11 protein-coding genes are annotated in these 11,777 nt (G+C 53.0%); 2 read left to right on the top strand and 9 right to left on the bottom strand.

Annotation, left to right across the window (positions count from 1 at the left end; genetic code table 11):
* Positions 1–101: 101 nt before the first annotated feature.
* The 8 genes from fabF to yceD all read right to left on the bottom strand — a co-directional run bounded on the left by fabF (position 102) and on the right by yceD (position 6,302).
* Positions 102–1,343: a beta-ketoacyl-ACP synthase II gene (gene fabF / locus AAHF05_RS08635; protein ID WP_129325057.1), complete on the bottom strand. Its 1,242-nt coding sequence runs from the start codon at positions 1,341–1,343 to the stop codon at positions 102–104.
* A gap of 89 nt (positions 1,344–1,432) precedes the next feature.
* Positions 1,433–1,669, bottom strand: coding sequence for an acyl carrier protein (acpP, locus tag AAHF05_RS08630; protein ID WP_003857954.1), 237 nt, complete (start codon positions 1,667–1,669; stop codon positions 1,433–1,435).
* A gap of 154 nt (positions 1,670–1,823) precedes the next feature.
* On the bottom strand, positions 1,824–2,558 hold the full coding sequence (gene fabG, locus AAHF05_RS08625) for a 3-oxoacyl-ACP reductase FabG (protein ID WP_028019048.1): 735 nt from the start codon (positions 2,556–2,558) through the stop codon (positions 1,824–1,826).
* Between the two features lie 12 nt (positions 2,559–2,570).
* Positions 2,571–3,500, bottom strand: coding sequence for an ACP S-malonyltransferase (fabD, locus tag AAHF05_RS08620; protein WP_129325056.1), 930 nt, complete (start codon positions 3,498–3,500; stop codon positions 2,571–2,573).
* A gap of 15 nt (positions 3,501–3,515) precedes the next feature.
* Positions 3,516–4,469 carry a beta-ketoacyl-ACP synthase III gene (locus AAHF05_RS08615; protein WP_028019050.1) on the bottom strand — a complete coding sequence of 318 codons (954 nt, stop codon included), beginning with the start codon at positions 4,467–4,469 and terminating at the stop codon, positions 3,516–3,518.
* Between the two features lie 6 nt (positions 4,470–4,475).
* A complete protein-coding gene (gene plsX / locus AAHF05_RS08610) occupies positions 4,476–5,510 on the bottom strand; it encodes a phosphate acyltransferase PlsX (RefSeq protein WP_108090219.1) in 1,035 nt (344 codons plus the stop codon).
* Positions 5,511–5,590: 80 nt separating this feature from the next.
* Positions 5,591–5,764 (bottom strand): 50S ribosomal protein L32, encoded by a 174-nt coding sequence (gene rpmF, locus AAHF05_RS08605; protein WP_003857964.1) that lies wholly within the window; start codon positions 5,762–5,764, stop codon positions 5,591–5,593.
* Between the two features lie 16 nt (positions 5,765–5,780).
* Positions 5,781–6,302, bottom strand: coding sequence for a 23S rRNA accumulation protein YceD (yceD, locus tag AAHF05_RS08600; protein ID WP_014883375.1), 522 nt, complete (start codon positions 6,300–6,302; stop codon positions 5,781–5,783).
* A 140-nt stretch (positions 6,303–6,442) separates the two neighbouring features.
* On the opposite strand from yceD, the gene AAHF05_RS08595 reads away from it, so the two are divergent.
* A complete protein-coding gene (locus AAHF05_RS08595; protein ID WP_129325055.1) occupies positions 6,443–7,027 on the top strand; it encodes a nucleoside triphosphate pyrophosphatase in 585 nt (194 codons plus the stop codon).
* Positions 7,028–7,106: 79 nt separating this feature from the next.
* On the opposite strand, the gene rluC is transcribed toward AAHF05_RS08595, so the two are convergent.
* The gene (gene rluC / locus AAHF05_RS08590; RefSeq protein WP_129325054.1) at positions 7,107–8,054 is read right to left on the bottom strand and encodes a 23S rRNA pseudouridine(955/2504/2580) synthase RluC; all 948 of its coding nucleotides are present in this window, start codon (positions 8,052–8,054) and stop codon (positions 7,107–7,109) included.
* A gap of 573 nt (positions 8,055–8,627) precedes the next feature.
* On the opposite strand from rluC, the gene rne reads away from it, so the two are divergent.
* A complete protein-coding gene (gene rne, locus AAHF05_RS08585; RefSeq protein ID WP_129325053.1) occupies positions 8,628–11,744 on the top strand; it encodes a ribonuclease E in 3,117 nt (1,038 codons plus the stop codon).
* Positions 11,745–11,777 lie beyond the last annotated feature (33 nt).

Raw genomic sequence — 11,777 nt, 5'->3', positions numbered from 1 at the left:
GTAGTACAGTCTGGCAAGGTGAATAACATCGGACAAGGGGATAAAACCGAATAAAAAAGGTCCGACAAGCGGACCTTTTTATCTCCATCAGGCAGTCAGGCTCAGACCTTTTTAAAAATCAGGGAACCATTCGTACCACCAAAGCCGAAGGAGTTACACAGGGTGTACTCCATGCCACTGACCTGGCGCGCTTCGTGAGGAACGAAGTCCAGATCGCAACCTTCATCCGAGTTATCCAGGTTGATGGTTGGCGGAACAGCCTGATCGCGCAGGGCAAGAATGGAGTAGATAGACTCTACTGCACCCGCCGCGCCCAACAGGTGGCCGGTCATGGATTTCGTGGAGCTCACCAGTACGCGGCTGGCAGACTCGCCGAAGATAGACTTAACAGCCTGAGCTTCCGCTTTATCGCCTGCTGGCGTAGAAGTACCGTGCGCGTTTACGTAGCCAATTTGTGCCGGGGTAATACCCGCGTCACGAATCGCGTTCTCCATAGCCAGCGCAGCACCTGCGCCGTTCTCTGGAGGCGACGTCATGTGGTAAGCATCGCTACTCATACCAAAGCCAACGACTTCAGCATAAATTTTCGCGCCGCGTTTTTTAGCATGTTCGTACTCTTCCAGCACGAGCATACCCGCACCATCACCCAGTACGAAACCATCACGGTCTTTATCCCACGGACGGCTTGCCGCCTGAGGATTATCGTTGCGGGTAGACAGCGCACGCGCGGCACCGAAACCACCAACACCCAGCGGGGTACTGGCTTTTTCAGCACCACCCGCAACCATAGCATCTGCATCGCCGTACGCAATGATACGCGCGGCCTGGCCGATGTTATGCACGCCGGACGTACATGCGGTCGCGATAGAAATGCTTGGCCCACGCAGGCCAAACATGATGGTCAGATGACCCGCCACCATGTTAACAATCGTGGACGGAACAAAGAACGGGCTGATCTTACGCGGGCCACCATTCATCAGAGATGTATGGTTTTCCTCAATCAGGCCAAGACCGCCAATTCCGGAGCCAATAGCGGCACCGATACGGGTTGCGTTCTCTTCCGTAATTTCAAGACCAGAATCCTGCATGGCCTGAACGCCAGCGACAATTCCATATTGAATGAAGGCATCCATCTTGCGCTGTTCTTTACGCGAGATGATCTCTTCACAGTTAAAATCCTTTACTAAGCCAGCAAATTTCGTTGCATAGGCGCTAGTATCGAAATGGTCGATTAGGCTGATGCCGCTCTGACCGGCAAGGAGAGCTTTCCAGGTGGACTCTACGGTATTGCCGACAGGAGACAACATGCCAAGTCCGGTCACAACTACACGACGCTTAGACACGTTTGTCCTCCAGGGAGGGATAAAAAAGGGATTCGTGGGACAAAAAAGATAAAACTCAGGCGGTCGAATGACCGCCTGGAGATGTTCACTTACGCCTGGTGACCGTTGATGTAATCAATGGCAGCCTGAACGGTGGTGATTTTCTCAGCTTCTTCGTCCGGAATCTCAGTATCAAACTCTTCTTCCAGAGCCATTACCAGCTCAACGGTGTCAAGAGAATCTGCGCCCAGGTCTTCAACGAAGGAAGCGGAGTTCACAACTTCTTCCTGCTTAACGCCCAGCTGTTCGCCGATAATTTTCTTAACGCGTTCTTCGATAGTGCTCATACTCTTAAATTTCCTATCAAAACTCGCTTTCGCGATGGTTTTCGTAGTGTATAAAATGTTGAAAAATTTGCAACTAAATCCCGGCAGTTCTTACCACGATTTTACGTTATTTTGAGGCCAATCCCTACAATAACGCAAATATTTTTCATCGTGATTAAACCATATACATCCCGCCGTTGACGTGGAGGGTCTCACCAGTGATGTAACCCGCTTCGTCAGAGGCTAAAAATGCAACCGCACTGGCAATTTCTTTAGGGTCACCTAAGCGACCTGCAGGAACTGCTGCCAGTGTACCCGCACGCTGTTCTTCAGTCAGCGCACGCGTCATGTCCGTTTCAATAAAGCCCGGAGCAACAACGTTCACAGTAATACCGCGAGACGCGACTTCACGCGCCAGCGACTTACTGAAACCAATCAGACCTGCTTTCGCCGCAGCGTAGTTAGCCTGACCAGCATTTCCCATGGTACCAACCACAGAACCGACAGTGATAATACGACCATGACGCTTTTTCATCATAGCGCGCATTACCGCTTTTGACAGACGGAATACAGATGACAGGTTGGTTTCGATAATATCGTTCCACTCGTCGTCTTTCATTCGCATTAACAGGTTATCACGAGTGATCCCGGCATTGTTTACCAGAATATCCACTTCGCCGAACTCTGCGCGAATATTTTCCAGAACAGATTCGATGGATGCAGGTTCAGTCACATTCAGTACCAGACCTTTACCGTTTGCACCCAGATATTCGCTGATGGCCTGAGCGCCATTCTCGCTGGTTGCTGTACCAATCACTTTCGCGCCGCGCGCAACCAGTGTTTCAGCAATTGCACGCCCGATACCGCGGCTTGCACCCGTCACCAGGGCGATTTTTCCTTCAAAACTCATGGTATTCCTCTTTTATTGCGAGAGTGCCGCTGACATCGCTTCTGGCTCGTTAATCGCCGAAGCTGTCAGGGTGTCAACAATACGTTTTGTCAGACCGGTGAGGACTTTACCTGGACCGACTTCATACAGATGCTCAACGCCCTGTGACGCCATAAACTCAACGGTTTTGGTCCACTGTACCGGGCTGTAGAGCTGGCGAATCAACGCGTCACGGATAGCGTCCGGCGCTGTTTCGCATTTCACATCGACGTTATTCACAACGGAAATTGTCGGTGTGTTAAACGTAATTTTTTTCAGCTCAACCGCCAGTTTGTCGGCAGCAGGCTTCATCAGCGCACAGTGTGACGGCACGCTCACTGGCAGTGGCAGAGCACGCTTCGCGCCCGCGGCTTTACAGGCAGCACCCGCACGTTCAACCGCTTCTTTATGACCGGCGATAACCACCTGGCCCGGCGAGTTGAAGTTAACCGGAGAAACGACCTGACCTTCGGCTGATTCTTCACAGGCTTTCGCAATGGCGGCATCATCAAGGCCGATGATGGCAGACATGCCACCCGTGCCTTCTGGTACAGCTTCCTGCATGAATTTACCGCGCAGTTCCACCAGACGTACCGCATCAGCAAACGCGATCACACCGGCACACACCAGCGCAGAGTATTCACCCAGGCTGTGACCCGCGAGCAGCGCTGGCGCTTTACCGCCCTGCTGCTGCCAGACACGCCACAGCGCAACGGATGCAGTCAGCAGCGCTGGCTGAGTCTGCCAGGTTTTGTTCAGTTCTTCAGCCGGCCCCTGTTGAGTCAGTGCCCACAGATCATAACCCAGTGCATCTGAAGCTTCACGGAAAGTCTCTTCAATTACCGGATAGTTTGCTGCCATTTCAGACAACATCCCAACGGTTTGAGATCCCTGGCCCGGGAACACAAAAGCAAATTGCGTCATTTTTTATTCCTTATCCTAGAAACGAACCAACGCGGAACCCCAGGTGAACCCACCACCGAAGGCTTCAAGCAAGACCAGTTGGCCCCGTTTAATTCGTCCATCACGTACCGCTTCATCAAATGCGCACGGTACCGATGCCGCAGAGGTGTTGCCGTGACGATCCAGCGTCACCACAACGTTATCCATCGACATGCCCAGCTTTTTAGCGGTCGCGCTGATGATTCGCAGGTTCGCCTGATGCGGCACCAGCCAGTCGAGTGCGGTGCGTTCAAGGTTATTGGCTTCCAGCGTCTCGTCGACAATGTGCGCAAGCTCAGTCACCGCTACTTTGAAGACTTCATTACCCGCCATTGTCAGGTAAATGGAGTTATCCGGGTTAACGCGATCGGCGTTAGGCAGCGTCAGCAATTCACCGTAGCTTCCATCGGCATGCAGATGCGTGGAGATGATGCCCGGCTCTTCGGACTGACCCAGCAGTACCGCACCCGCACCATCACCAAAAATAATGATCGTACCGCGATCGGTTGGATCGCAGGTACGCGCCAGCACGTCAGCACCAATGACCAGCGCATATTTCACTGCACCGGATTTAACATACTGATCGGCAACGCTCAGCGCATAGGTGAAACCTGCACACGCAGCAGCGACGTCAAACGCCGGACAGCCCTTAATGCCGAGCATGTTTTGCACCTGGCACGCCGCGCTTGGGAAAGCATGCGTGGCTGACGTCGTGGCGACCACGATCAGGCCAATCTCTTCTTTATCGATGCCCGCCATTTCGATAGCACGCTGTGCGGCTTCGTAACCCATGGTGGACACGGTTTCGTCTGGCGCGGCGATACGACGTTCACGGATACCTGTGCGCGTGACAATCCACTCGTCAGACGTATCTACCATTTTTTCCAGATCGGCGTTGGTACGCACTTGTTTTGGCAGGTAGCTGCCGGTACCTAAAATCTTCGTATACATGTACGCTCAGTCACTTTTAGCTAATACAGATTCCAGGCGAGCGGCAATCCGCTGAGGGACTTGTCGCTGCACCGCCTGCACTGCCTGTTCAATGGCGACAGAAAATGCTCGCTGATTGGCGGCGCCATGACTCTTAATCACGATGCCGCGCAATCCTAACAGACAGGCGCCATTATACTGGTCGGGGTTGAGGTGACTGAATCGCCGCGTCAGGCTTTTTTGTAACCAACGCTTCAATAAAATCAACCACCAGGCGCTTTTTTTGCCTTCTCCTTGAGATTTCAGCAGAGAAAGAAACATGCGCACGACCCCTTCCATGGTCTTTAACGTTACGTTTCCGGTGAAGCCATCGCACACCAGAACATCCGTTTTACCCGTCAGCAACTCATTGGCTTCGAGATAACCAATATAGTTGATGGAAGGAACCTGTTTGAGCAATTCTGCGGCTTCGCGAATGCTGTCCAGGCCTTTGGTCTCTTCTTCACCAATGTTCAGTAACGCAACACGGGGATTGTTGATCCCGACCACTTCTTCTGCCAGCACCGAACCCATCACGGCAAACTGAGCCAGCATTGTACTATCACAGTCGACATTAGCGCCCAAATCGAGCACCACTGTCTTGCCCTTCTGTTGATGCGGTAATACCGTCACCAGCGCCGGGCGCTCAATACCCTCAATAGGCTTGAGCAACAATTTCGACAGCCCCATCAGCGCACCGGTATTTCCCGCACTGACGCAAGCCTGCGCTCGCCCTTCTTTCACCAGCTCAAGCGCCATCCGCATTGAGCTACCACGGCTATTGCGAATCGCCTGCGAGGGCCGGGCATCACTGGCAATAACTGACTGTGCAGGAATAATCTGCAGACGCGAACGTTGTTCAAAGTCAGCTTTTGCAAGTAATGGCGTGATTGTGTCGGGATTGCCGACTAAAAGAAGTGTGAGTTGCGAATTAGAATTCAGTGCCTGCAATGCTGCAGGCACTGTCACAGAAGGGCCAAAATCTCCCCCCATGACATCTAACGCCAGGGTTAGACGTGTCAAGGTATCGTCGCAGCCTGGTTCGGTAAATTCCCCGTTTGCACGGGGAAATCCTCACTAAGCTTCATCACGCTTGCGCGTGATTACTTAGTGATAACCTTGCGGCCGCGGTAGAAACCGTCAGCGGTGATGTGGTGACGCAGGTGTTTCTCACCAGAAGTCTTGTCTACAGACAGGCTGGTAACTGCAGTCAGTGCGTCATGGGAACGACGCATGCCACGTTTGGAACGGGTTGGTTTATTCTGTTGTACGGCCATGGACCTTACTCCTCAATTACTTACGCTTTAAGCTGGCTAATACGGCAAATGGGTTTGGTTTTTGCGCTTCATCAGGCAGTTCCCCAAAGACCATGTCCGCCTCGGACACTTCACAGTGTTCAGAATCATGCACCGGAACCACTGGCAAGGTGAGGATGATTTCATCTTCAACCAGAGCCAGAAGATCGATTTCACCGAATTCGTTAACCTCAATCGGCTCATACGCTTCCGGGAGTGCTTCAGCCTGTTCGTCAGAACGAACCGGACTGAAACAATACGTTGTGTGAACATGCTGTACAAACGGTTTCCCGCAACGCTGACACTCGAGCGTTACCGTTACCTTTGCATCACCGGTTAAAACGGCGAGACGCTGGTTATCGATAGCGAACGACATGGAGCATTCTACATCACTGTCCACACTGACTACGGATTCGGCAATACGCTCGGCCTGATCGGAAGTATAGATACCTTCGTAATCGAGGCGTTTTTGAGCCGTACGAACCGGATCAAGAGTCAGGGGTAATTTTACCTTTTGCATAGGGCGCGCATATTAACTTTGTAACGTCATATAGTCAAAGAAAAAGGCAACCTGGGCTGCCTTTTGCCAATTATTCGCACACATTGCGGCCTGTAGTTTAAAATGGCTGGCATCGATACGCTATATCTGGTGATAAAAATATGCCAAATCTCGTACTTGCTTCCACTTCTCCCTACCGCCGAATGCTGCTGGAAAAGCTCGGGCTCCCGTTTGAATGTGCTGCACCAGACGTTGATGAGACGCCACAGCCTGGCGAATCACCGCGTCATCTGGTGACGCGTCTTGCTAAGGAGAAAGCACAATCGCTCGCCGCACATTATCCTTCGCATTTGATTATAGGCTCCGATCAGGTTTGCGTGCTTGACGGCGTTATCACCGGGAAACCTCATACCGAAGAGAATGCCATCCAGCAGTTGCTGAGCGCACGCGGCAATATCGTCACCTTTTATACTGGCCTGGCGCTGTACAACTCGGCCTCTGGCCATCTGCAAACGGAGTGCGAGCCTTTCGATGTGCACTTCCGCCATCTCAGCGAGCAAGAGATCATGGATTATGTGCGTCGTGAGCGACCGCTGAACTGTGCAGGCAGTTTTAAAAGTGAAGGATTGGGGATTGCTCTGTTCGAAAGGCTGGAAGGCCGCGACCCAAATACTCTGGTCGGTTTACCGCTGATTGCGCTGTGCCAGATGTTACGGCGTGAGGCCTGCAATCCGCTGACGATGTGATTTTTGCCCAGCGGCGCTTCGCTTGCATGGGCCTACGGGCTTCGTAGGCCGTGTAAGTGCAGCGCCACCCGGCACAGAATCAGCCGCGCAGAACCTTCAGACAGCGCTTTAACTGCTCATCCAGCGGTGCTTCAATACGGATGGTTTCGCCCGTATTTGGATGAGTAAACTTTAGCGCTGCCGCATGCAGGAACAGACGAGACAGCCCCGTGCCCGCCAGCTGCTTATCGAACTCCCGATCGCCATAGCGATCATCAAACGCGATAGGATGGCCTGCAAACTGGGTATGCACGCGGATCTGGTGGGTACGACCGGTCACCGGACTGCAGCGCACCAGTGTGGCAAACTCATAGCGCTCTTCAACTTTGAAACGCGTCTCTGACGGTTTCCCTTCCTGGCTCACGCGGACAATACGCTCGCCGCTTTGCAGAATGTTCTTCAGCAATGGCGCCTGCACCACTTTCACATGGGACTGCCACTGACCGCGAACCAGCGCCAGATAATCTTTCTGCATCCCTTTTTCACGCAATTGCTCATGTAAAGAACGTAGTGCAGAGCGTTTTTTCGCCACCAGCAGTACGCCGGACGTGTCACGGTCAAGGCGGTGCACCAGTTCGAGGAAACGCGCCTCCGGACGCAGGGCTCGCAGCCCTTCAATCACGCCGAAGCTCAGACCGCTACCACCATGAACAGCAGTACCTGACGGTTTATTTAGCACCAGAATGTAGTCATCCTCATAAAGGATCACATCGCTCAGGGCCGCGACTTTTTGTAGCTTAGGTGAAACGACCTCTTCTTCACGTTCTGCAACGCGCACTGGCGGAATACGCACTTCATCGCCAGCTTCGAGCTTATACTCAGGTTTCACGCGCTTTTTATTAACCCGCACCTCACCCTTACGCAAGATACGGTAGATCATACTCTTTGGCACACCTTTCAGTTGAGTGCGCAAAAAGTTGTCGATACGTTGCCCCGCTTCATCTTCGGCGATGGCAACCATTTTTACGGCTGGAGTCTCTGTTTTCATGGTTGGCGATTCTAAATATCGTCAGCCATTAGCGCCACTCATTTTTCTATGCTTATATTTACTTTTATCCGGCCTGTCCCCCCGTTTCGCGCAACCGATTTGGTGGTTATTAAACCAATCACCATTCAGAAGTGAAGAAACTGTGAGTAACCGGGTGATAATTGGTAAAAGTCATCTTGCTATAACCCGGCGAGCAGTGGAATAATGAATCCGTTTTCCGTGTTTAATCCAGGTTTTGTAAGGATGTTGACGGAATGACCAATTTTGTCTGACCGATCATCCACGCAGCAATGGCGTAAGACGTATTGATCTTTCAGGCAGTTAGCGGGCTGCGGGTTGCAGTACTTCCCGGTATAAGGATTGTTCTCTGGAGAGTTCTACCCAAGCAATTCCCCTGATAATTGCGCTGTGTTTCCGTATGAAATACAGGCAACCGACACTCTGCGCCTCTTAAGCGAGCGACAACCGTGAGGTTGGCGACGTGAATAGACACGAGGCCATCGGTTCATACCCCGGAAAGCGTCACCTTGCCCGCAGCTTTGTCGTCAATGTAAGAATAACGAGTAAGTTACGATGAAAAGAATGTTAATCAACGCAACTCAGCAAGAAGAGTTGCGTGTCGCCCTTGTGGATGGGCAGCGCCTGTACGATCTGGATATCGAAAGTCCTGGACACGAACAGAAAAAAGCGAACATTTACAAAGGTAAAATCACCCGCATTGAACCAAGCCTTGAAGCTGCATTTGTCGATTACGGTGCTGAGCGTCACGGTTTTCTCCCTCTGAAAGAAATCGCCCGCGAATATTTCCCTGCAAACTACAACTCCCATGGCCGTCCAAACATCAAAGATGTTCTGCGTGAAGGTCAGGAAGTTATCGTTCAGATTGATAAAGAAGAGCGTGGCAATAAAGGTGCCGCACTGACTACCTTTATCAGCCTGGCAGGGAGCTATCTGGTTCTGATGCCAAACAACCCGCGCGCGGGTGGTATCTCTCGCCGTATCGAAGGTGATGACCGTACCGAGCTGAAAGAAGCGCTGGCTAGTCTCGAATTGCCTGATGGCATGGGGCTTATCGTGCGTACAGCAGGCGTAGGTAAATCAGCCGAAGCATTGCAGTGGGACCTGAGTTTCCGTCTGAAGCACTGGGAAGCCATCCAGAAAGCAGCGGAAAGCCGCCCTGCTCCATTCCTGATCCACCAGGAAAGCAACGTTATCGTGCGTGCCTTCCGTGATTACCTGCGTCAGGACATCGGTGAGATTCTGATCGATAACCCGAAAGTGCTTGAGCTGGCGCGCCAGCACATTGCCGCATTGGGTCGTCCGGATTTCACCAGCAAAATCAAACTGTACACCGGTGAAATCCCGCTGTTCAGCCACTATCAGATTGAATCCCAGATTGAGTCAGCGTTCCAGCGTGAAGTGCGTCTGCCATCCGGTGGTTCTATCGTTATTGATACCACTGAAGCGCTGACCGCTATCGATATCAACTCCGCGCGTGCAACACGCGGCGGCGACATCGAAGAGACTGCCTTCAATACCAACCTTGAAGCCGCTGATGAAATCGCCCGCCAGCTCCGCCTGCGCGACCTGGGTGGTCTGATTGTTATCGACTTCATCGACATGACCCCGGTTCGTCACCAGCGCGCAGTTGAAAACCGTCTGCGTGAAGCAGTGCGTCAGGACCGTGCGCGCATCCAGATTAGCCATATCTCGCGTTTCGGTTTGCTGGAGATGTCCCGTCAGCGTCTGAGCCCGTCACTGGGTGAGTCCAGCCATCACGTCTGCCCGCGCTGCTCCGGCACCGGTACCGTCCGTGATAACGAATCTCTGTCCCTCTCTATCCTGCGTCTGATCGAAGAAGAAGCGCTGAAAGAGAACACCAAAGAGGTTCATGCCATTGTGCCTGTGCCAATTGCGTCCTACCTGCTGAACGAAAAACGTGCAGCGGTTAGTGCCATCGAAGCACGTCAGGGTGGTGTTCGCTGCATTATCGTGCCAAACGATCAGATGGAAACCCCGCACTATCATGTGCTGCGTGTCCGTAAAGGCGAAGAGACAACCACGCTCAGCTACCTGCTGCCGAAGCTGCATGAAGAAGAGATGGCTCTGCCTTCCGATGAAGAGCCTGCCGAGCGCAAATTGCCTGAGCAACCTGCGTTAGCCACCTTTATCATGCCTGAAGCACCACCTGAAACGGCGCTGGAAAAACCTGCTGCAAAACCTGCAGCACAGAAATCAGCAGCCACAGTGGAAAAAACCCAACCGGATCAACCAGGTCTTCTGAGCCGCTTCTTTGGCGCGTTGAAGAAAATGTTTGCCGGCGAGGAAGCTCAACCAGAGCAACCGAAAGAAGAGCCTAAAGCGACCAAGCCTGAGCGTCAGCAGGACCGTCGTAAGCGTCAGAACAATCGCCGCGATCGTAATGACCGCAACGACCGTAATGACCGCAGCGAGCGTCGTGACAACCGTTCAGACAACGGTGAAGGCCGTGAACAACGCGAAGACAACCGTCGCAACCGTCGCGAGAAACAACAGCAAAATGTTGAAGATCGTGAAATTCGCCAGCAGGCGGGCGATGAGTCTGAGAAGAGCAAACAGCGTGACGACCAGCAGCCACGTCGCGAGCGTAACCGTCGTCGTAACGACGAGAAACGTCAGGCGCAGCAGGAAGTCAAAAACCTGAACCGCGAAGAGCCTGTTGAACAGCAGGACGGTGAGCAGGAAGAACGGACTCAGGTTATGCCGCGTCGCAAGCAGCGCCAGCTTACTCAGAAAGTTCGCTTCGCCACCGAAGCTACCGAAGAGTCAGCCGTTGTCGCCGATGAAACAAGCGAGAGCGCAACCGGTACCCAACTGGCAAAAGTTGATCTACCTGCTGTGGTAGAAAACACGGTTGAGCAGGATGAAAACGGTGAAAACCGCGATAATGCCGGTATGCCTCGCCGTTCACGTCGTTCTCCACGCCATCTGCGCGTCAGCGGGCAGCGTCGCCGTCGTTATCGTGATGAGCGCTACCCTGCTCAGTCACCAATGCCATTAGCCGTGGCATGCGCATCACCTGAAATGGCATCCGGTAAAGTCTGGATCCGCTACCCGGTCGCTCGTCCGGAGCAGGTTGTGGAACAACAGGTGGTGACAGAAGAGTTGATTGCGCCAGTCGCAGCAGTGGAAGAAGCCGTAGCTGAAGCAGCCATCGTGGTTGAACCGCAAGCTATTGAGGTAGAAACCCCGCATGCCGTGACGGTAGAAACCACGCATCCGGAAGTGATTGCCACCCCGGTTGATGCTGCACCGCAGCTGATTGCTGAAGAAGATACCGTAGTGGCAGAAGAGGTCGCGGAAGAAGTACAGCCTGCTGCTGCTGTTGAAGATACCGCTGAAATCGTGGCCGAAACCGTCACTGAAAATGTGGTTCAGGATGTTGAGATTGTCGCTGAACCTGTTCGTGCAGCCGAAGAAGTGAAAGCACCTGAGGTGAAACCGGAGCCGGTTGTGTCTGCGCCAGCTTTTGCCCACGTGGCGACAGCTCCTATGACGCGCGCTCCGGCACCTGAGTACGTGCCTGAAACCCCGCGTCACAGTGACTGGGTACGCCCTGCTTTCAATTTCGAAGGCAAAGGCTCAGCAGGTGGTCACAGTGCAACGCATCAGGCGACTGCACCGGCGACTCGCCCGCGCTCTGTCGAGTAACGGCATCAAGTAAAAAGCCGACCTCCGGGTCGG

It is taken from the genome of Enterobacter adelaidei (assembly GCF_041937165.1).
GTDB lineage: Bacteria > Pseudomonadota > Gammaproteobacteria > Enterobacterales > Enterobacteriaceae > Enterobacter > Enterobacter adelaidei.
This window is presented reverse-complemented; position numbering and strand designations above follow the sequence as displayed.